Raw genomic sequence first — 21210 nt, forward strand, 5'->3', positions numbered from 1 at the left:
GTTCTTCCCTAACTGTGCGAAGACTTCTCATTGCCAGGCGTAAGTATGTGGGCTCGAGCCGTCACGGCGAAGTCGTGCCCGGAACGTGCGCGTGTGAGAGCACCGTGAGAGCTGTCCGGGCCGGTGTGAGAGGGCTGCGAGAAGACTGCTGACGGGGCAGCCGGCGGTGTGCAGTGAAGGCATGAGCACAACTACCGCCGAGAACCTCGCCGGTCTGGTGATCGGCGCGGCGCTGGTCGTCTACCTGGTCGCCGCGCTGATCTTCCCCGAGAGGTTCTGATGTCCGACACCTCCGCCGGCCTGCTCCAGGTCGGCCTGCTGGTCCTTCTCTTGGCCGCCGCCTACCGGCCGCTCGGTGGGTACCTGGCCAGGGTCTACACCTCCGACCGTGACACGCGGGTGGAGCGTACGACGTACAAGCTGCTCGGCGTCGACGCGAGGGCCGACCAGACCTGGGCCGTCTACGCCCGGTCGGTGCTGGCCTTCTCCGCCGTCGGCCTGATCCTGCTCTACCTGTTGCAACGCCTCCAGTCGTACCTGCCGCTCTCGCTCGGCCTGCCGAACGTCGAGCCGTCGCTGGCCTTCAACACCGCGGCGTCGTTCGTGGCGAACACCAACTGGCAGTCGTACTCGCCCGAGGCGACGATGGGCCACCTGGTTCAGTTCGCCGGCCTCGCGGTGCAGAACTTCGTCTCCGCGGCCGTCGGGATGAGCGTGGCGATCGCGCTGGTCCGCGGTTTCGCCCGGTCCCGGACCGAGCGGCTGGGCAACTTCTGGGTCGACCTGACCCGGACCGTACTGCGGGTGCTGCTGCCGCTGGCGATCGTCGGCGGCCTGGTCCTGGTCGCGACCGGCGTCGTACAGAACCTGTCCGGTCCGCACGAGATCACCACGATCACGGGCCAGACCCAGTCGATCCCCGGCGGTCCGGTCGCCAGCCAGGAGGTGATCAAGGAGCTCGGCACGAACGGCGGTGGCTTCTACAACGCGAACTCCGCGCACCCGTTCGAGAACCCGAACGGCCTGTCGAACCTGGTCGAGATCTTCCTGATCCTGCTGATCCCGGTCTGCCTCACCCGGACCTTCGGTCTGATGGTCAAGGACAAGCGGCAGGGCTACGCGATCCTCGGCGTGATGACGACGCTCTGGGCAGCGTTCACCGCGGCCGCCACCGGGTTCGAGGTGAGCGGTGCCGGTACGGCGACGCGGGCGGCCGGCGCGGCGATGGAGGGCAAGGAGACCCGCTTCGGTGAGTGGGCGTCGGCCTTGTTCGCCTCCTCCACGACCGGTACGTCGACCGGCGCGGTGAACTCCGCGCACGACTCGTTCACCGCGTTGGGTGGTGGGACCGCGTTGTTCCACATGATGCTGGGTGAGGTCAGCCCGGGCGGTGTCGGCAGCGGTCTGTACGGCCTGCTCGTGCTCGCGGTCCTGGCAGTGTTCGTCGCCGGGCTGATGGTCGGCCGGACGCCGGAGTACCTGGGCAAGAAGATCACCGCGCGCGAGATGAAGCTCGTCGCGCTCTACATCCTGGCGACGCCGTCGCTGGTGCTGGCCGGCGCGGCCGTCGCGATGAGCTCGGCCGGTGCGCGGGCCGCGATCTTCAACACCGGCAGCCCGCACGGCTTCGCCGAGGTGCTCTACGCGTTCACCTCGGCGGCCAACAACAACGGCAGCGCGTTCGGTGGGCTGAGCGCGAACACCACCTTCTACAACGTCGTGCTGGGCGTCGTGATGCTGCTCGGCCGGTTCGTCCCGATGGTCCTGGTGCTCGCGCTGGCCGGGTCCGTCGCCCGTCAGCAGCCGGTCCCGGTGACCAGCGGCACGTTGCCCACCCACAAGGCCCTGTTCGTCGGGCTGCTCGTCGGTGTCGTGCTGATCGTCACCGGCCTCACCTACTTCCCTGTTCTCACTCTCGGACCCCTCGCGGAGGGACTGTGACGCAACTGCTGCTCACCTCGCTGCCGGACGCACTGCGCAAGCTCGATCCGCGGGTGATGGTGAAGAACCCGGTGATGTTCGTCGTCGAGGTCGGCGCGGTCGCGTCCACGGTGCTGGCCTGCCTGAACTCCAGCGTGTTCGTCTGGTGGATCGTGGTCTGGCTGTGGCTGACGGTGCTGTTCGCCAACCTCGCCGAGGCCGTCGCGGAGGGCCGGGGCAAAGCCCAGGCAGCCACGTTGCGCCGGGCCAAAACCGAGACCACTGCCCGCCGGCTCGGCGAGGACGGTTCCGAGCAGGAGATCCCGGCGGCGCAGTTGCGGCTGGGCGACCGAGTCGTGGTCGAGGCCGGTCAGATCATCCCCGGCGACGGTGACGTCGTCGAGGGCGTGGCCAGTGTCGACGAGTCGGCGATCACGGGGGAGTCGGCGCCGGTGATCCGCGAGTCCGGCGGTGACCGGAGTGCGGTGACCGGCGGGACACGGGTGCTGTCGGACCGGATCGTCGTGAAGATCACCACCAAGCCCGGCGAGAGCTTCATCGACCGGATGATCGCGCTGGTCGAGGGTGCGTCCCGGCAGAAGACACCGAACGAGATCGCGCTGAACATCCTGCTCGCCAGTCTGACCATCGTGTTCCTGCTGGCCACGCTGACCCTCCAGCCGTTCGCCCGGTACGCCGGGGTCGACCTCAGCCTGGTCGTGCTGGTCGCGCTGCTGGTCTGCCTGATCCCGACCACGATCGGCGCGCTGCTGTCCGCGATCGGGATCGCGGGCATGGACCGGCTCGTGCAGCGCAACGTGCTGGCGATGTCCGGCCGAGCGGTCGAGGCCGCCGGCGACGTGAACACGCTGCTGCTGGACAAGACCGGCACGATCACCTTGGGAAACCGGCAGGCGGCCGAGTTCATCCCGCTCGCCGGGATCAGCGAGTCCGAGCTGGCCGACGCCGCGCAGCTGTCCAGCCTGGCCGACGAGACCCCGGAAGGCCGGTCGATCGTCGTACTGGCGAAGAGCCGGTACGGGCTGCGGGAGCGGCACACCGGTGAACTGCCGCACGCGACGTTCGTGGAGTTCACGGCGCAGACGCGGATGAGCGGTGTGGACGTCGACGGCCGGCAGATCCGCAAGGGAGCAGCCGGTGCGGTGAGCACCTGGATCCACGGCCAGGGCGGCACTGTGGTGGCCGAGCTGGGCGAGCTCGTCGACGGCATCTCGGCCTCCGGCGGTACGCCGCTGGTCGTTGCCGTCAGCAAGGGAGATGTCGCCCGGCCGCTCGGGGTGATCCACCTCAAGGACGTGGTCAAGCAGGGGCTGCGGGAGCGGTTCGACCAGCTGCGCGCGATGGGCATCCGGACCGTGATGATCACCGGCGACAACCCGCTCACCGCCAAGGCGATCGCCGAGGAGGCCGGCGTCGACGACTTCCTGGCCGAGGCGACGCCGGAGGACAAGATGGCGCTGATCAAGAAGGAGCAGGAGGGCGGCCGGCTGGTCGCGATGACCGGGGACGGCACCAACGACGCTCCGGCGCTGGCCCAGGCCGACGTCGGCGTCGCGATGAACTCGGGCACGTCGGCGGCCAAGGAGGCCGGCAACATGGTCGACCTCGACTCCAACCCGACCAAGCTGATCGAGATCGTCGAGATCGGCAAGCAGTTGCTGATCACCCGCGGCTCGCTGACCACGTTCTCGATCGCGAACGACGTGGCCAAGTACTTCGCGATCCTGCCGGCCCTGTTCGCCGGGGCCTATCCCGGCCTGGACAAGCTGAACGTGATGCGGCTGGACTCGGCGGAGTCGGCCATCCTGTCGGCCGTCGTCTTCAACGCCCTGGTGATCGTCGTGCTGGTCCCGCTCGCGTTGCGCGGCGTGCGGTACCGGCCGTCGTCGGCGTCGGCGATGCTGCGCCGCAACCTGCTCGTGTACGGCGTCGGCGGGCTGATCACGCCGTTCGTCGGGATCAAACTCGTCGACCTGCTGGTCTCGGTCATCCCGGGCATCGGCTAGAAGAAGGCTACGGACATGATGACTCCCGGAAGAAGCCCGTTCGGTCAGGTCGGTGTCGCGCTGCGCGCGATGATCGCCGCCACGATCCTGCTCGGTGTGCTGTACCCGCTGGCGATGACCGGCGCGGCCCAGGTGCTGTTCCGTGGCAACGCGAACGGCTCGATGGTCCGGGTCGCCGGCCACGAGGTCGGGTCGGACCTGATCGGTCAGACCTACACCCGCGACACCGGCCAAAAGGATGCCGAGGGCAACGCGATGATGGCGCCGGACCCCCGGTGGTTCCAGAGCAGGCCGTCGGCGGTCGACTACGACGCGATGGGCAGCGCTGCTTCGCAGTACGGGCCGAACAACCCCGAGCTGCTGAAGCTGGTCGAGCAGCGGCGCGCGGAGGTGGCGAAGCTGGAGGGCGTGGATCCGGCGCAGGTTCCTCCGGACGCCGTGACGGCGTCGGGCAGTGGGCTCGACCCACACATCAGTCCGGCGTACGCGGCGATCCAGGTACGGCGCATCGCTCGCGAGCGGGGACTGAGTGTGGACGAGGTCCAGCGGCTGGTCGAGCGGAACACCACGGGCCGGACGCTCGGCTTCCTTGGTCAGCCCACGGTGAACGTGGTGACCCTGAACCGGGATCTGGCCGAGGCGAACTGACACTATGGGAGGTATGGCAGGTCGCGGGCGGCTGAGGATCTACCTCGGCGCCGCGCCCGGTGTCGGCAAGACGTACAAGATGCTGGGCGAGGCACAACGGCGGCGGGAACGCGGCACGGACGTGGTGGTCGGCTTCGTCGAGACCCACGGGCGCGAGCACACCGCCGCGATGCTCGACGGCCTGGAGGTGCTGCCGCGCCGGATCGTCGACCACCGCGGCGCCAGTTTCACCGAGCTCGACCTGGACGCGCTGCTGGCCCGCCGGCCGGAGGTCGCGCTGGTCGACGAGCTCGCCCACACCAACGTCCCGGGCAGCCGGAACGCGAAGCGCTGGCAGGACGTCGACGAGCTGCTGAGTGCCGGCATCGACGTGATCTCCACGGTGAACATCCAGCACCTGGAGTCGATCAACGACGTGGTCGAGAAGATCACCGGCGTACCGCAGCGCGAGACCGTGCCGGACCGGGTGGTCCGGGCCGCGGACCAGATCGAGCTGGTCGACATGGCCCCGGAGGCGCTGCGCCGCCGGATGGCGCACGGCAACGTGTACGCCGCGGACAAGGTGGACGCTGCCCTCGGCAACTACTTCCGGGTCGGCAACCTGTCCGCGTTGCGCGAGCTGGCCCTGCTCTGGCTGGCCGACCGCGTCGACGCCGGGCTTCAGCAGTACCGCGAACAGCACCAGATCGACGCCACCTGGGAGGCCCGCGAGCGGGTCGTCGTCGCGCTCACCGGCGGCCCCGAGGGCGAGACGCTGATCCGGCGCGCGGCCCGGATCGCCGCCCGCTCAGCGGGTGGCGACCTGCTCGCCGTCCACGTCACCCGGTCCGACGGCCTGACCGGAGCCGATCCGGCGCGGCTGGCCGAGCAACGCCGGCTGGTCGAGAGTCTCGGCGGTAGCTACCACCAGGTGGTCGGTGAGGACATCCCGGACGCCTTGCTGGCATTCGCCCGCGCGGAGAACGCGACGCAGCTGGTGCTGGGCGGCAGCCGGCGGACCTTCCTGTCCACGATGCTCACCGGCCCGGGCATCGGCGCGACCACCATCCGCGAGTCCGGCGACATCGACGTCCACATCGTCACCCACGCGGAGATGGGCCGCGGACGGTTGCCGCGCGCGCAGGGAAGTCTGTCCCGGCGCCGGCTCGGCTATGGATTCGCGCTGGCCGTCGTACTGCCTCCGGCGCTCGCGCTGTTGCTCGGCCTCGGCGGAGACACGCTCAACCTGACCAGCAACGTGCTGGCCTTCCTGTTCGCGGTCGTCGTGGTCGCGCTGGTCGGCGGGCTGTGGCCCGCGATGCTGACGGCGGTCGCCGGGACCGTCGTGCTGAACTTCTTCTTCACCCCTCCGACGAGGACCTTCACCATCGCCGAACCGAACAACGCGCTTGCCCTCGGCATCTTTGTCGCGGTCGCCGCGCTGGTGTCCTCCGTCGTCGACCGGTCCGCCCGCCGCACCCGGCAGGCCGCTCGAGCCGCAGCCGAGTCGGAGACCCTCGCGACGTTGGCCGGCACGGTGCTCCGGGGTGAGACGGCGCTGCAGGCGTTGCTGGAGCGGGTGCGCGAGGCGTTCGGGATGACGTCGGCCTGTCTGATGGAGCGGATCGACTCCGACGAGCTCAACGAGAGCTGGCGGCCCATCGCCTCCGCCGGTACGCCGACCTGCCGGCGGCCCGAGGACGGCGACGCGAAGATCCCCGGCCGCGAGGGTCTGGTGCTCGTGCTGCAGGGCCGATCGCTGGCCGCCGACGAACGCCGCCTGGTCGGCGCGTTCGCGGCGCACGCCGCCGCGCTGGTCGATCGGGCCCGGCTCAGCGAAGCCGCCGCCGAGGCGAAGCCACTGGCCGAGGCGGACAAGCTCCGGACTGCGTTGCTTCGCGCGGTCGGCCACGATCTGCGCTCGCCGCTGGCGTCGGCGAAGGCGTCGGTGACAAGCCTGCGCAGCTCCGACGTCGACTGGAGTCCGGCCGAGCGGGACGAGCTGCTGGAGACCGCCGACGAGTCGCTCGATCGGCTGAGCCGACTTGTCGACAACCTGCTCGATCTGAGTCGGCTGCAGGCCGGCGTCCTGCCGGTGTTCACGCGGCCGACCGCGCTGGACGAGATCCTGCCCGGCGTCCTGGGTGAGCTGGATGACGACGGCGCCGGGGTGACGGTCGAGCTGCCGCCGGGGTTGCCGCTGGTCGAGGTCGATCCGGCGCTGCTGGAGCGGGTGCTGGCGAACCTGCTGGCCAACGCGATTCGCTACTCGCCGGCGGGGCACGGGCCGTTGCTGACCGGCAGCGCGTTGGGTGACGTGGTGGAGATCAGGGTGATCGACCGCGGCCCGGGAATCCCGGTCGAGGACCGCGACCGGGTGTTCGCGCCGTTCCAGCGGCTCGGCGACACCGACAACACGACCGGCGTCGGGCTCGGGCTCGCTCTGGCACGCGGGCTGGCCGAGGCGATGGGTGGTTCGCTGCGCCCGGAGGACACGCCCGGCGGTGGGCTGACCATGGTCGTCTCGATGCCCTCGGCAACAATGAACGACGCACCGGTGCCTGGCCGGCTGGAGCGGGGAGGAGCCCGATGAGGGTGCTGGTGGTCGACGACGAACCGCAGATCGTGCGCGCGCTGCAGATCAACCTGAAGGCGCGCCGGTACGAGGTGCACGTGGCCGGCAGCGGCACGGCCGCGCTGAAGGTGGCCGCCCAGTACCCGCCCGACCTGGTCATTCTCGACCTCGGTCTGCCGGACTTCGACGGGGTCGAGGTGATCCGTGGGCTGCGCGGCTGGACCGAGGTCCCGATCCTGGTGCTGTCCGGTCGCACCGACAGCACCGACAAGGTCGAGGCGCTGGACGCCGGCGCCGACGACTACGTGACCAAGCCGTTCGGGATCGACGAGCTGCTCGCCCGGATGCGCGCCGTGCTGCGGCGCAGCACCGTCGCCGCCGAGCAGCCGGTCGTCACGGTCGGCGACGCCGAGGTCGACCTGTCCGCCAAACGCGTGACGCTGGGCAACGGCGACGAGGTCCGGCTCACGCCGACCGAGTGGCACCTGCTCGAGGTCCTCGTCCGGCACCCCGGCAAGCTGATGTCGCAACGCCAGCTGCTCACCGAGGTCTGGGGCCCCGGCTACGAGAACGCCGGCGGCAACCTGCGCTTCTACATGGGCCAGCTCCGCCGCAAGCTCGAGGCCGACCCCGCCCGCCCGAAGCACCTGCGCACCGAACCCGGCATGGGCTACCGCTTCGAACCGTGACGCGTGTCCGATTCGTGCAAGACAGCGGGCAGCGGAGTTGGCAGGGTGACGGCATGGACATTTTCGAGGGTGGACGGGAGTTCGTCCGGCGGGACGGGCGGCTGGTGGAGCGTCGGCTGTTCGCGACCCTGTTCGAGGGCACCGATCCGGCCGGCGTGGTGGACGCGCTGCGCGGCTACCGGAACGCCGACGGTGGGTTCGGGCACGCGCTGGAGCCGGACAAGCGGTGCCCGGACAGTACGGCGCTCGACGTGGAGGTCGCGTTCGACGTCATGCTCGCGGCCGGCGTACGGGACGAGGAACTGATCGGCGCGGCGTGCGACTGGTTGCAGTCGGTTGCGACGCCAGAGGGTGCCGTGTCGCTGGCGAGTCCGGCGATCGAGGGATATCCGCGGGCCGAGCACATGTCGGAGTGGACGTACGTGCCGGGGCTCAATCCGACAGCAGGGTTGGTCGGGAGGCTGTACCGGCTGGCGTTCGAGCACCCGTGGCGTGACCAGGCCGCCGAGTGGTGCAAGGCCGAGCTGGCCAAAGGCCTGCCCGACGACGGACACGCGATGCTCGAGGCGCTGCAGTACCTGGAGCACCAGCCGGACGTCGAGCTGGACAAGATCCGCGAGGCGCTGCCGAAGCTGTCGACGTACCGCGCGGACGCCGCCGACCCGTCGTACGGGGTGACGCCGCTGCACCTTGCGCCGACGCCGGACAGCCTGTGGCGGCAGCTCTTCACGCAGGAGCAGATCGACGGTCACCTCGATCGCTTGGTCGCCGACCAGCAGGCCGACGGTGGCTGGGCGATCACCTGGGAACCGCCGGGTGAGGCCGCCACGCTGGAGTATCGCGGCGTTGTCACCGTCGCCGCCCTGCAGAGCCTTCAGCAGAACGGCCGCCTGTCAATCGACTGACCGACGTCACCAGCTGTGGAAGAATACGGCCGGTGAGGACGACACTGTGACGCTCGGCGGAGGCTGGGTGCAGTCGCTCTTCGCGACGGTCGCCATGGTCGCCTCCACGCTGCCGGGTGCCACCGGGCCGGTGGCACCGGCCCGGGTCGCACCGGCGGACGGCTGGGTCGCGAGCTGGGGTGTCGCCGTCACCCAGGCCGGCTCGTCCGGGCCCTCGGCGACCGGCGTCCGCAACACCACCATCCGGCAGGTCGCACACCTCTCGCTCGGTGGCGGCATGATCCGGCTGCGGCTGTCCAACCGGTTCGGCAAGCAGCCGCTGGTGGTCGGCGCCAGCTCGGTCGCACCCCGTAAGGGCGGCGCCGGTACGCCGAACCTCGAGCTGCTCAAGAGCGTCCCGGTCACCTACGGCGGCCGCGCGACGGTGACGATCCCGGTCGGCGCGGAGACCGTGTCCGACCCGATCGACCTGCCGATCGACGACGACAGCGACGTCGTGATCAGCACGTACTTTCCCGGCCCGACCGGACCGCTGACGCAGCATCCGGCCGGCTACGCGACGGCCTTCACGGCTGCGGGCAACCAGACCCGCGCGGGCGGTGCGCCGTACCGGAAGATTCCGGGGATGGCCCGGTTCGTGGTGTCCGGCGTGGACGTGAAAACGCGGGCCGAGGGTGCGCTGGTGGTGTTCGGCGACTCGATCACCGACGGCGCCTCGTCGCCGATCGACCAGAACCTGCGCTACCCCGACCAGCTCGCCGATCGCCTGACCCAGCGCCGGTACGCCGTGGTGAACGCCGGCATCGGCGGCAACCGGCTGCTCGCGAACGGCGGGGTCAACGGCGAGGCGGCGATCGCCCGGTTCGAGCGCGACGTGGTCCGGCGGACCGGCGTCCGCGCGGTGGTGATTCTCGAGGGGATCAACGACATCCGGGCCGGCAAGGGCGCGATCTCCGGCGCGCAGCTGATCAACGCGCACCGCCAGCTGATCGCCCGCGCGCACGCCGCCGGGCTGAAGGCGTACGGCGCGACGCTCACGCCGTACTGGGCGGCGCAGTACTACAGCGTCGGCGGCGAGGTCGCCCGGCAGGCGCTGAACCAGTGGATCCGCACGTCGGGCGAGTACGACGGCTACGTCGAGTTCGAGCACGCGGTGCGCGATCCCCTGCAGCCGTTGCGGATCCGGCCGGGCTACGACAGCGGCGACCACCTGCACCCGAACGCGAAGGGCTTCGCCGCGATGGCCCGCGCGGCCGATCTGGACCTGCTGACCAGCTAGCGGGCACTTCGCCGCAAAGACCCGACCGTTCACCGACCGTAGGGTTGCGGTCTCGCAGAGTGCTGCGTGGAATCGGAGCTACGTGTCCGTCCCACGAGAGGTGATCCCTCATGCGCCCTCTGCGCAAGCTTGCCGTCACCGCTGCTGCTCTGCTCCTCGTCCCCCTCGCCCCTGCCGCCGTTCCAGCCGCCGCTGATCCATCCTCCAAGCAGGACTGGGTCGGCAGCTGGGCCGTCGCCGTCACTCCCCCGGGTACGTCGGGCCTGTCCGCGACCGGCGTCACCGACACCACCCTGCGGCAGGTCGCGCACCTGTCGGTCGGCGGGTCGGAGCTGCGGCTCAGGCTCTCCAACGTCTACGGCACCAGCCCGCTCAAGGTCGGCAAGGTGACCGTCACTCCGCGATCCGATGCGCTCGCTGGTACGCCGACGGTCGATCCGGCCAAGCTGGTCCCGGTCGCCTTCGGTGGCCGGCCGTCGGTCACGATCCCGGTCGGAGCCGAGTGGGTCTCCGACCCGGTCCGGCTCGACGTCCCCGACGACACCGACCTGGTGATCAGCACGTACTTCCCGGGACCGACCGGGCCGTTGACCCAGCACCCGGCCGGGTACGCGACCGGCTTCTCGGCGGCCGGTGACCAGACCGGCAGCGCCGGTACGGCGTACGCGACGATCCCGGGGATGGCCCGGTACGTGATCGAAGGCGTCGACGTGAAGAGCCGGGTGCGCGGATCGGTGGTGCTCTTCGGGGACTCGATCACCGACGGCGTTGTGTCGCCGGTGGACAAGAACCTGCGCTACCCGGACCAGTTGGCCGACCGGTTGCTGGCGCAGCCCGGCTGGCGTGAGCTCGGGGTGCTCAACGCGGGCATCAGCGGGAACCGGCTGCTGGCGAACGCCGGTACGGCGGGAGACTCGGCGCTGGCGCGCTTCGACCGGGACGTGCTCGGACAGACCGCGGCACGCAGTGTCGTCCTGCTGGAGGGCATCAACGACATCGGGAACAGCCGGGGTGCGACCGATCCGGCCGACCTGATCGCGGTGCACCGGCAGTTCATCCAGCGCGCGCGGGAGGCCGGGTTGAAGGTGTTCGGGGCGACGCTCACGCCGTACGAGGGAGCCGGGTACTACTCGGTCGAGGGAGAGGCGGATCGGCAGGCGCTGAACCACTGGATCCGGACGTCGGGCGAGTACGACGGCGTGGTCGACTTCGACAAGGCGGTGCGCGACCCGCAGCAGCCCGGCCGGATGCTGCCGGCCTACGACGTCGGCGACCACCTGCACCCGAACGCGGAGGGCTTCAAGGCGATGGCCGCGGCGTTCGACCTGAAGGCGCTGAGCTAACCCGCTTCGGCGGGGTGCTCGACCTGGCGGTCGCCCCATTGGGTCATCAGGCCCCGGGCGATCTCCAGGTCGTCGCGCAGTGAACGGTCGGCGAGGGCCGGCGGGAGTGCGACCAAGGCGTCGGCCAGCCAGGGGCCGATGGATGCGGGAGCGAGATCGTCGGGAGTGATACCGGCCAGGCGGATCGCCCGCACGGCGGTGACCAGTTCGCAGGCCAGCACCTCCCGGAGGGCGTCGAGCAGTTGGGTGGTGAGAACGGCCGCCTGTGGGGCGAAGCTGGCGTGGTGCTCCGCGCCGCGCGAGAGGGTGGCCGTGCCCAGGGTCGCCGGTTGCGCGGTCGAGCGGACCGCGGACAACGCGTCGTGCGCGACGTACTCGATCATCATCACGCCGGAACTCGCCTCGGCGCCGCTGGCCAGGAAGCGGGACAGGCCGGTGAAGTCGGGATCCACCAGGTTGGCGACGCGGGACGTGGACAACGTGGCGACGCTGTGCAGGCTGAGTCGCAGCGAGTCCAGCGCAAGCGCGATCGGCATCGCGTGCCAGTTGCCGTTGTGCAGGACGGTGCCGCCGGCCACCAGCGGGTTCTCGGCCGAGGCGTTGATGTCGATCCGCAAAGCGTTGCCCAAGGCATCTACATGGTCGACGGCCGGACCGAGTACCTGGGCGAAGGCGCGCAGGCCGAAGGGGTCCTGAATCCGCGCGGCCGCGAGCGGCAGCCCTGCGAGCAGCCCGCGCATCCGGGTGGCGACGCGCACCTGACCGGGCTGCGGTCGCGCCTCGTGCACGCGGACGTCGTACACCTCGGCGTTGCCGCGCATCGCGACGTGGGACAGCGCGCCGACCAGGGGAACGACGTTGATCAGCGTCGACGCCTCGACGTACGCCAGGCAGCACTCCGCCAACGTGATCGCGTTGCTCGACAGCAGCGGCAGCGCGCTGGTCCCGTCGATCACGTCGCCGAGGGCGAGGCCGAGCTCGGCGAGCGGTCCGAGATCGCCGGTACCGATCGCGCCGCCGCGATGCAGATCGGGCAGGTCGTCCTCGTTGAGCAACGTGACGATCGCCTCGGCGACCTCGGGCGCGAGTCCCGAGCCGCCGGCCGCGAGCTGGTTGACGCGGATCAGCAGACCGAGCCGGACGACGTCCCGCGGGTACGGCGTGGTGCCGGTGGTCGAGTGCGACGCGAGCAGGCGAGTGCCGTGCTCGGGGTCGGTGGTGAGCACGTCCCGGTTGGCGCCGACGCCGGTGGTCCGGCCGTAGACGGGTTGGTGCCGGGCGATCTCGGTGACCGCCGCGGCCGAGTCGGCCATCCGTTTGCGGGCGACCTCACCCAGGCGGACCGGCGTACGACGCTGGCCCAGGGCAACGGCCGTCAACGGCGTCAGTCCGGCCCCGGACAGCTCGATCGGCTCCACAGCCACAGTGTGGGACCTGGGAGCCGTCGCCGCGTAGCACCTTCGAACGGTTCTTGTCTCGAATCCGAGACGCGTCAGCCGAACCGAGGGATCGGGATCGCGACCACCTCGTACGGCGGTGCCGCCGCCTCACCCTTCGCGAACTGCCCGTTGACCACCAGCAGGCGTTCGCCGTCGGTGGCGAGCGTCGTGGGGGTGTCGAACGCGGGATCGGTGTGCCGGCCGAGGTGAGTCGCGGCGCGGCCGTCCGGCGACAGCTCGAGCGCGGCCAGGAAGAACTCGGCGGTCGCCAGGGTGTCGCCCTCGTTGCAGACCCCGATCAGCGTGCTGCCGGTCAGCAGCAGGCCGTCGGCAGCGAATCCGGTGGCGAGCGCAGTTGCCGACAGGTCGGCCAGGTCGAGCCGCCAGAGGACCTCGGTGCCTTGGGCGGCGATCAGCAGGGCAGTGCCGTCGGCGGAGACGACGATCCCGTTGAGATAGGCGTCCGGGCCGGCGGCGGGGAGGTCCAGCGCGGTCGGTGGCGCGTCCGAGCCCAGGTCGAAGCACCAGACGACCGGCCGCGAGGAGTCCGTCGCATATGCGAGGTCGCCGATCACGCAGACGTCGTTCAGGTAACCGTCGACGTGCCACCGGAAGACGAGCGCGCAGCTGTTGACGTCGTACGTGAACAGATCACCGGTCTTGCCGCCGCAGACGACGAGCAGGCCGCGGGAGGCGAAGGTCAGGCCGAGGGCGACCGTCCGTCCGCCCGCACCGGCCGGGGACCAGATCTCGGCGACCGCCGCGTCGAGCGCGCAGCGGTAGAGCGTCCCGTCCGCGCTGCTGCCGGCGAAGAACGTGCCGTCGGGGCCGACAGTGATGCCTTCGGGCCGGACACGGCCGCCGGGCAGGTGGTACGCGGTGGCGGGCATGGCCGCACGGTAGTGCGCGAGCGCTTCCTTTGTCCCGGAAACAGACGTTCCGGGACAAAGGAAGGCCCGCCGATCCTGGGGGAGGGAGATCAGCGGGCCGGGGTGGCAGCGGCCGCCGGGTCGAGCGGCGACCGTGCCTGGTTCTAGGGGGGCGCGGGTTGGTCGAACCCGCGCCCGGGGTCCTACTTCTGGCCGTAGCGCTTCTTGAACTTCTCGACGCGGCCCTGGGTGTCCATCACGCGCTGCTGACCCGTGTAGAACGGGTGGCTCGCGGACGAGATCTCGACGTCGACCACCGGGTAGGTGTTGCCGTCGTCCCAAACGACCGTCTCGGAGCTCTCGCGGGTGGAACCGGTCAGGAAGCTGAAGTTGCCCGACTTGTCGCGGAAGACGACCCGACGGTACTCCGGGTGAATGTTCTGCTTCATGCAGCGGTACTTCCTTCCAGATAAGGGGCGAACGGGTCGGTCAGGCTTCTGGCCTCTTCGTCCGCACGTAGGACACAACCGTTCAGGCGGCGTTCTAATTCCCAGACGTCGAGGCCGACGCCGGTGAAGGACAGGTAGCTGGCGCGGTCGCCGTGCTCCGGATGCCACTCCAGCGCCGATCGCGCCCGATGACTGCTGCTCACCTCCGGCCAGCGGTCGGCCGGGAGGTCGGCGAGCCAGCGGCCGAGTACGCCGATCGAGATGTTTGTGCCGAAGCTGTCCCAGCCGAGACGGGCCTGCGGCTGGGTCGCGAGCCAGACGGTTCCCTTGCCCCGCGCCGACTTGTCGACCAGATCCTCCAACGCGTCGTACAACCGCTCCGGGTGGAACGGCCGGTCCGACGACCAGGTGAACGTCCGGACCGGGCCGGTTTCTTCCCGCAGTGGCGCGCTGATCGAACCGGGCTCGATCCGCGCCCGCGCGACGGCCGGATCGTGCAGCCGTACGCCGGCGAGCTCACGCGGGTGCGCCACGATGAGGGCCCGAGGGTTGAGCGCTCGGGCTAGTGCCTCAGCGGTCTCTTCCGAAGCGTTGACCAGTACGGCGTCCGCATACTCCACCTGATGCACGATGGCTTCGGCGAGCGCCCGGTTGTCCTCGGCGGCGGTGGGAATCCCCCGATCGCGCAGCAGGTCGTCGCCGGTCGCGTCGGTGACGAAGCTGCCCGCCTCGACGACCGCCAGGACCGCGCTGACCTGCAGGTCTTCGGCCGCGTCCCGCGCGATCTCCTCGGCCAGCGTCTGCGGGTCCCCGGCGCCGGGCACGTTCACCACGGCCGCGGCGTACCGGTCGACGGCGGCGATGTCGCGCAGCAGCGCCACCAGCGAGCCGCGCATCGCGCAGGACACGCACGGGTGGCCCATCCGGATCACCTCGCGGTCGATCGTCGCGGTCGTCGTGCGCGCGATCCGGACCACCGACCCGGCGGCCAGCCCGCGGACGTCGTACTCGACCAGGACGGTCCCCGGCAGCAGCAGTTCGGCGGCCGCGGCGTCGCGGGCCGGGGTGTCGACCCCGGTGACCAAGGTGACCGGCAGCATCCGTACCCTCTTTCTCGACGCTTATTGAAAATGATTACCAACTCAACCTACACTCCGGGGACCGGAATAGACAGCCGGACCCCCGGCGTTCACGGTAGCGAGTCCTACGGCGCGAAGGCGCCCAGAAAGGTTGGTCGATGGCCAAGCACAACGACATCCGTCCGATCGTCAAGCTGCGGAGCACGGCCGGAACCGGGTTCACCTACGTGACCCGCAAGAACCGCCGCAACGACCCCGACCGGCTGACGATCCGCAAGTACGACCCGGTCCTGCGCCAGCACGTCGACTTCCGCGAAGAGCGGTAGGAGCCGGTGGCCAAGACCAGCAAGATCGCCAAGAACGAGCAGCGCAAACGCATCGTCGCGCTGTACGCCGAGCGCCGGGCGGAGCTGAAGCGGATCATCGCCGATCCGTCGACCGACTTCGCGGCGCGCGGCGAGGCGCAGCTGAAGCTGCAGAAGCTGCCACGCGACGCGAGCCCGATCCGGGTCCGCAACCGCGACGCGGCCGACGGCCGGCCCCGCGGGTACCTGCGCAAGGCCGGCATCTCCCGAGTCCGCTTCCGCACGATGGCCCACCGTGGGGAGCTCCCGGGAATCACCAAATCGTCGTGGTGATCCCTGCGTAGGCCCGGCTGGAACCAGGTGGATCCAGCCGGGCCTACGCCAATCGTCATTCAGCCGCGGAGGCGGCGGGTGAGGGCGTCGGCGGCCTGGCGGACTCGGCGGGCCAGGAGGGAGCGTTCGCCCGGCGTGACCGCGTCGCTGCGGAAGGAGATGCTGATCGCGGCGGCGGGGTGGCCGGCGTGGTCGACGGCGGCGCTGGCGACCGAGGTGACGCCGGCGGTGACGTGGGACTCCTCGATCGCATAGCCCTGCTGGCGTTCGTCGGCGAGCAGGCGGCGGAGCTGGCTCAAAGTCTGTGGGCCGTGGTCGGTGCGGCGGACGAAGGTCTCGGGTGTCGGGAAGAGGGCGCGGACCTGCGCGGGCGGTAGAGCTGCGAGCAGAGCCCGGCCGGAAGCGGTGAGTGTCGCGGGGAGGCGGACGCCGACGTCGGTGACCAAGGTGACCGGGCGAGGGGGCTGTTCCTTCAGCAGGTAGACCAGCTCACGCCCGTGCAATACGCCGAGATGCGCGGTGTGACCGACCTCGGCGACGAGCTGGGCCAGCAACGGACGCGCCAGGCGCTCCAGCGGATCGTGCCGCAGATAGGCCGAACCGATCTCGAACGCCGCGACGCCCAGCCCGTAGCGCTTGTCCTCCGGCAGGTGCACGACGAAGCCCTCGTCGATCATTGCCCGCAGCAAGTGGTACGTCGACGAGCGTGGCAGGCCGACCGCGGAGGCGATGCGCTCCATCGGTACGGGGCCGGGCTGGGTGGCCAGGAAGGTCAGGACCCGCAGGGTCCGGGTCGAGGCGGGAACGTTGCCGCTCACAACTGCGAGCGTAGCGGCCCTGTCTCAGACTTCGGACGATTGACCGCTCCGGGCGCGGCCGCGCCGCAGCCGGGCCCGGACCAGCTCACCGGCCAGGGCGATCGCGAACAGCCCGCCGGCCAGCCGCCAGTCGAACGTCCGGTCCGCGCCGGACAGCAGGAACCCGACCGCGGCCGACAGTACGGCGAAGAACGACAGCGACCTCACGAGCTTCTTGTTCACAGCGTCTTCTCCGCCGTCCACGACGATCCGGCCGGCCGGTAGCCGAGCCAGTGGTTGACCGCGAGCATCGGCGCGTTGGCCGCGTCGTTGCCGGTCGACGCCGTCTCCAGCCCGGCCAGGTGAGCCCGCCGCAACGCGTGCGACTTCACCACCTTCGCCAGCCCACGCCCCCGGTACGCCGGCACGGTGCCGGTCAGGTTGGACCAGATCACCCGCCGGTCCGGATCGGCCGCCGTGGAGACAAACGAGGCCACCTGGTCGCTGTCGAGCAGCGCGACGCTGAGATCCCGGCGCAGGTCCGGGTGGTTCCACTCCGCCGCCACCCAGGCCTCGTACGGCGGGACGTTCGACAGCCCGCTCGGATCTCCTCCCACGACCGCGGCCGTCGCGGCCCACACCTGGCGCGGGTCCAGTTCGTCGAACGTCGTCACGCGTAATCCGGCCGGTGGATCGACCGGGTCAGGGCTGTCCGCGAGCTTGGCCAGCGACTGGCTCAACCGCCGGCCGATGACGAAGCCGCGCCGCTCGGCGAACGCCTTCGAGGCGTCCTCGTCGTTGACGACGGTCAGGAACGACGCCGCGCCGGCCTCGGTCCCGAGCCGCTCGACCTCGTCGGCGAGCGCCCGGCCGGCGCCGTGTCCCCGATGCTCCGGGAGCACATGCACGGCGATTCGCACCCGCGGCGCGACGGCGGCCGGGTCGGGGCGGAAGACGTTGCCGAAGCCGACGACCGCTCCTGCGTCGACGGCGACCAGCACCACCCGCGCCGTACTGGCCCGCAGTTCGGCCTCGATCCCTCGTGCCGTTTTCACCAGCTGGGGCAGCGAGGCCGCGTACACCGCCGCGATCCCCACCCCGTCTCCCGGGGACGCCGGGCGTACTTCGACCATGCCCGCACCCTAAACCGCGGCGGGGTCGCGCGAAGTGTCTCGAATCCGAGACGAATCGTAGGGTGGCGGTGCTGTCGGTCCGGAGACGGGCGCGGTGCAATGGGCGGGTGGAGACAGCCGAAGTAGTGGTGGGCACGGGCCCGATGGCCGCCGATGACGTGGTCGCGGTGGCCCGGTACGGCGCGGCGGTGCGAATCGACGACCACGCGCTGGAGGAGATCGCGAAGTCGCGGGCGGCGATCGAGGCGCTGGCGCACGCGGACACTCCGCACTACGGGGTGTCGACCGGGTTCGGTGCCCTGGCGACGCGGCACATCGCGCCCGAACTGCGGGCGCAGTTGCAGCGCAGCCTGGTCCGGTCGCACGCGGCGGGTTCGGGCCCCGAGGTGGAGGCCGAGGTCGTGCGCGCGCTGGCCCTGCTGCGACTGTCGACGCTCGCCACCGGGCGGACCGGCGTGAAGGTCGAGACAGCCCAGGCGTACGCCGGACTGCTGAACGCCGGGCTGACGCCGGTCGTGCACGAGTACGGCAGCCTGGGGTGCTCCGGCGATCTCGCGCCGCTGTCCCATGTCGCGCTCGCGGTGATGGGTGAGGGCAAAGTCCGCGACCGCGACGGCAACCTGCTCGACGCCGGCGAGGCGCTCGCGGCCCACGGCCTGCAGCCCGTCGTGCTGGCCGAGAAGGAAGGCCTCGCGCTGATCAACGGGACCGACGGCATGCTGGGCATGCTCGTCCTCGCGCTCGCCGACCTCGACCGGCTGCTGAAGACCGCCGACATCGCGGCCGCGATGAGCGTCGAGGGCCAGCTGGGCACCGACCGGGTGTTCGCCGCCGACCTGCAGGCGCTGCGCCCGCACCCAGGACAGGCCGCCGCTGCCGCGAACCTGCGCGCCGTACTGGCCGACAGTGCGATCGTCGCCAGCCATCGTGGTCCGGACTGCAACCGGGTCCAGGACGCGTACTCGTTGCGTTGCTCCCCGCAGGTGCACGGCGCCGCGCGGGACACCGTCGCCCACGCGGCGACCGTCGCCGGCCGCGAACTCGCCGCCGCGATCGACAACCCGGTCGTGCTGCCCGACGGCCGGGTCGAGTCGAACGGCAACTTCCACGGCGCCCCGGTCGGCTACGTGCTGGACTTCCTGGCGATCGCCGTCGCCGACGTGGCGAGCATCAGCGAACGACGGACCGACCGCTTCCTCGACGTCGCCCGCAACCACGGGCTGAACGCGTTCCTCGCCGACGACCCGGGCGTCGACAGCGGCCACATGATCGCGCAGTACACCCAGGCCGCGATCGTGTCCGAGCTGAAGCGGCTCGCCGTCCCGGCCAGCGTCGACTCGATCCCGAGCAGCGCGATGCAGGAGGACCACGTGTCGATGGGCTGGTCCGCCGCCCGCAAGCTGCGCCGCGCGATCGACGGCCTGGAACGCGTCCTGGCCGTCGAGATCCTGACCGCCGCCCGCGCCCTGGACCTGCGCGCGCCGCTCGAGCCCGCGCCCGCCACCGGCGCCGTACGGCGTGCGCTGCGTGAGCACGTCGAGGGCCCGGGCACCGACCGCCACCTGGCCCCTGAGATCGAGCACTCCGTCCGGCTTGTTGCCGACGGCACCTACCTGTCCGCCACCGAGGCCGTCACCGGCCCGCTCGCCTGAAAGGCTGGATCACCCATGTCCGGACCCCGTCCCGTACGCGCATCCCGCGGCACCACTCTGACCGCCCAGGGCTGGCCGCAGGAAGCCGCGCTGCGGATGCTGCAGAACAACCTCGACCCCGAGGTCGCCGAGCACCCCGACGAGCTGGTCGTGTACGGCGGTTCCGGCAAGGCCGCGCGGGACTGGAACTCCTTCGACGCGATGGTCCGCACGCTGACCACGCTGAAGGACGACGAGACGATGCTGGTCCAGTCCGGCCGCCCGGTCGGCGTGATGCGCACGCACGAGTGGGCGCCGCGGGTGCTGATCGCGAACTCCAACCTGGTCGGCGACTGGGCCAACTGGGAGGAGTTCCGCAAGCTGGAGGCGCTCGGGCTGACCATGTACGGCCAGATGACGGCCGGTTCGTGGATCTACATCGGGACCCAGGGCATCCTGCAGGGCACCTACGAGACGTTCGCCGCGGTCGCGGAGAAGAAGTTCGGCGGCACGCTGGCCGGGACGATCACGCTGACCGCCGGACTCGGCGGGATGGGCGGCGCGCAGCCGCTCGCGGTGACGATGAACGACGGCGTCGCGATCTGCGTCGACGTCGACGAGTCGCGCATCCAGCGCCGGATCGAGCACCGCTACCTCGACGTCCGGGCCGACTCCGTCGACGACGCGCTGCGGCTGGCCGAAGAGGCGAAGAAGGCCCGCCGGCCGCTGTCGATCGGTGTCCTCGGCAACGCCGCGGTGATCGTGCCGGCACTGCTGGAACGCGGCGCGCCGATCGACATCGTCACCGACCAGACCTCGGCGCACGACCCGCTGATGTACCTGCCGGTGGGTGTGGACTTCGAGGACTGGGGCGCCGCGCGGCAGAAGGACCCGGCAGGGTTCACCGAGCGCGCGCAGGCATCGATGGCCCGGCACGTCGCGGCGATGGTCGGCTTCCAAGACGCGGGCGCCGAGGTGTTCGACTACGGCAACTCGATCCGCGACGAGGCACGCAAGGCCGGCTACAACCGGGCCTTCGACTTCCCGGGCTTCGTGCCGGCGTACATCCGGCCGCTGTTCTGCGAGGGCAAGGGCCCGTTCCGGTGGGCGGCGCTGTCGGGCAACCCGGCGGACATCGCGAAGACCGACCGGGCGATTCTCGAACTCTTCCCGGACAACGAGCACCTGACCCGGTGGATCAAGATGGCCGGTGAGCGGGTCGCGTTCCAGGGGCTGCCGGCCCGGATCTGCTGGCTCGGGCAGGGCGAGCGGGACAAGGCCGGCCTGCGGTTCAACGAGATGGTCGCCTCCGGTGAGCTCGAGGCGCCGATCGTGATCGGGCGGGACCACCTGGACACCGGCAGCGTCGCTTCGCCGTACCGGGAGACCGAGGGCATGCTGGACGGCTCGGACGCGATCGCGGACTGGCCGCTGCTCAACGCGCTGGTGAACACCGCCAGCGGCGCCTCCTGGGTGTCGATCCACCACGGCGGCGGGGTCGGGATGGGCCGGTCGATCCACGCCGGTCAGGTGTCGGTTGCCGACGGCACCGAGCTGGCGCGGCAGAAGCTCGAGCGGGTGCTGAGCAACGACCCGGCGATGGGCGTGATTCGGCACGTCGACGCCGGGTACGAGACAGCGGCGGAGGTCGCGGCCGAGCAGGGTGTCCGGATTCCGATGCAGGAGTCCTGACGCCCCTCCGGCGGCGGGTTGACGAACGACACAGTGCGACCGCGGCAATCCCCAGCGCTAAGGTGCACTTTCCCGAGGACTGAGAAAGCTGCTGATCGCGTGGCTGGGGGCCGTCGGT

At 70.8% G+C, this 21210-nt stretch carries 20 protein-coding genes; 13 read left to right on the forward strand and 7 right to left on the reverse strand.

Features of this window, described 5'->3' with window-relative positions:
* Nucleotides 1-181: 181 nt before the first annotated feature.
* From kdpF to BWI15_RS34085, 9 genes are all read left to right on the forward strand, one after another.
* Nucleotides 182-280: a K(+)-transporting ATPase subunit F gene (kdpF, locus tag BWI15_RS34045; protein ID WP_077018597.1), complete on the forward strand. Its 99-nt coding sequence runs from the start codon at nt 182-184 to the stop codon at nt 278-280.
* A complete protein-coding gene (gene kdpA / locus BWI15_RS34050) occupies nt 280-1941 on the forward strand; it encodes a potassium-transporting ATPase subunit KdpA (protein ID WP_077018598.1) in 1662 nt (553 codons plus the stop codon). Before kdpF ends, kdpA begins: the two co-directional genes overlap by 1 nt.
* A complete protein-coding gene (gene kdpB, locus BWI15_RS34055) occupies nt 1938-3947 on the forward strand; it encodes a potassium-transporting ATPase subunit KdpB (protein ID WP_202817791.1) in 2010 nt (669 codons plus the stop codon). The genes kdpA and kdpB overlap by 4 nt, the downstream gene beginning before the upstream one ends.
* An 18-nt stretch (nt 3948-3965) precedes the next feature.
* The gene (gene kdpC / locus BWI15_RS34060; RefSeq protein ID WP_077019484.1) at nt 3966-4595 is read left to right on the forward strand and encodes a potassium-transporting ATPase subunit KdpC; all 630 of its coding nucleotides are present in this window, start codon (nt 3966-3968) and stop codon (nt 4593-4595) included.
* A 13-nt stretch (nt 4596-4608) separates the two neighbouring features.
* Nucleotides 4609-7167: a sensor histidine kinase gene (locus BWI15_RS34065; protein ID WP_269087199.1), complete on the forward strand. Its 2559-nt coding sequence runs from the start codon at nt 4609-4611 to the stop codon at nt 7165-7167.
* Nucleotides 7164-7838, forward strand: a complete 675-nt coding sequence (locus BWI15_RS34070; RefSeq protein WP_077018600.1) for a response regulator — start codon at nt 7164-7166, stop codon at nt 7836-7838. The genes BWI15_RS34065 and BWI15_RS34070 overlap by 4 nt, the downstream gene beginning before the upstream one ends.
* 53 nt (nt 7839-7891) lie before the next feature.
* Nucleotides 7892-8743: a hypothetical protein gene (locus BWI15_RS34075; RefSeq protein WP_077018601.1), complete on the forward strand. Its 852-nt coding sequence runs from the start codon at nt 7892-7894 to the stop codon at nt 8741-8743.
* A gap of 46 nt (nt 8744-8789) precedes the next feature.
* A complete protein-coding gene (locus BWI15_RS34080; protein WP_077018602.1) occupies nt 8790-10022 on the forward strand; it encodes an SGNH/GDSL hydrolase family protein in 1233 nt (410 codons plus the stop codon).
* Nucleotides 10023-10132: 110 nt separating this feature from the next.
* A complete protein-coding gene (locus BWI15_RS34085) occupies nt 10133-11365 on the forward strand; it encodes an SGNH/GDSL hydrolase family protein (RefSeq protein WP_077018603.1) in 1233 nt (410 codons plus the stop codon).
* Here the strand turns inward: BWI15_RS34085 and BWI15_RS34090 are convergent.
* From BWI15_RS34090 to BWI15_RS34105, 4 genes are all read right to left on the reverse strand, one after another.
* The gene (locus BWI15_RS34090; protein WP_237771582.1) at nt 11362-12783 is read right to left on the reverse strand and encodes an aromatic amino acid ammonia-lyase; all 1422 of its coding nucleotides are present in this window, start codon (nt 12781-12783) and stop codon (nt 11362-11364) included. The two genes, BWI15_RS34085 and BWI15_RS34090, sit on opposite strands and share 4 nt — an antisense overlap.
* A 74-nt stretch (nt 12784-12857) precedes the next feature.
* Entirely contained in the window at nt 12858-13694 is an 837-nt protein-coding gene (locus tag BWI15_RS34095; RefSeq protein ID WP_077018605.1) for a hypothetical protein, read from the reverse strand.
* Nucleotides 13695-13876: 182 nt separating this feature from the next.
* Complete coding sequence (locus tag BWI15_RS34100; protein WP_077018606.1) at nt 13877-14122, reverse strand: type B 50S ribosomal protein L31; 246 nt, start codon at nt 14120-14122, stop codon at nt 13877-13879.
* A complete protein-coding gene (locus BWI15_RS34105) occupies nt 14119-15222 on the reverse strand; it encodes a CobW family GTP-binding protein (RefSeq protein WP_077018607.1) in 1104 nt (367 codons plus the stop codon). Before BWI15_RS34105 ends, BWI15_RS34100 begins: the two co-directional genes overlap by 4 nt.
* A gap of 137 nt (nt 15223-15359) precedes the next feature.
* Here BWI15_RS34105 and rpmG point away from each other — a divergent pair, with 137 nt between their 5' ends.
* Both rpmG and rpsN read left to right on the forward strand, forming a co-directional pair.
* On the forward strand, nt 15360-15527 hold the full coding sequence (gene rpmG / locus BWI15_RS34110; RefSeq protein WP_077018608.1) for a 50S ribosomal protein L33: 168 nt from the start codon (nt 15360-15362) through the stop codon (nt 15525-15527).
* 6 nt (nt 15528-15533) lie between these two features.
* Nucleotides 15534-15839, forward strand: a complete 306-nt coding sequence (gene rpsN / locus BWI15_RS34115; protein ID WP_077018609.1) for a 30S ribosomal protein S14 — start codon at nt 15534-15536, stop codon at nt 15837-15839.
* Nucleotides 15840-15898: 59 nt separating this feature from the next.
* Here the strand turns inward: rpsN and BWI15_RS34120 are convergent, their stop codons facing one another.
* Genes BWI15_RS34120 through BWI15_RS34130 form a run of 3 tightly spaced genes read right to left on the reverse strand, consistent with a single transcriptional unit; the run spans nt 15899 to nt 17769 of the window.
* Nucleotides 15899-16657, reverse strand: a complete 759-nt coding sequence (locus BWI15_RS34120) for an IclR family transcriptional regulator (protein WP_077018610.1) — start codon at nt 16655-16657, stop codon at nt 15899-15901.
* 24 nt (nt 16658-16681) lie between these two features.
* Entirely contained in the window at nt 16682-16879 is a 198-nt protein-coding gene (locus BWI15_RS34125) for a hypothetical protein (RefSeq protein WP_077018611.1), read from the reverse strand.
* Entirely contained in the window at nt 16876-17769 is an 894-nt protein-coding gene (locus tag BWI15_RS34130) for a GNAT family N-acetyltransferase (RefSeq protein ID WP_077018612.1), read from the reverse strand. The genes BWI15_RS34125 and BWI15_RS34130 overlap by 4 nt, the downstream gene beginning before the upstream one ends.
* 107 nt (nt 17770-17876) lie before the next feature.
* Between BWI15_RS34130 and hutH the strand changes: the two genes are divergently transcribed.
* Nucleotides 17877-19421: a histidine ammonia-lyase gene (hutH, locus tag BWI15_RS34135; protein WP_077018613.1), complete on the forward strand. Its 1545-nt coding sequence runs from the start codon at nt 17877-17879 to the stop codon at nt 19419-19421.
* A 15-nt stretch (nt 19422-19436) separates the two neighbouring features.
* Nucleotides 19437-21092 (forward strand): urocanate hydratase, encoded by a 1656-nt coding sequence (hutU, locus tag BWI15_RS34140; protein WP_077018614.1) that lies wholly within the window; start codon nt 19437-19439, stop codon nt 21090-21092.
* The last annotated feature ends 118 nt before the right edge of the window (nt 21093-21210 follow it).

The sequence above is a fragment of the Kribbella sp. ALI-6-A genome, from assembly GCF_001984195.1.
Classification (GTDB): domain Bacteria; phylum Actinomycetota; class Actinomycetes; order Propionibacteriales; family Kribbellaceae; genus Kribbella.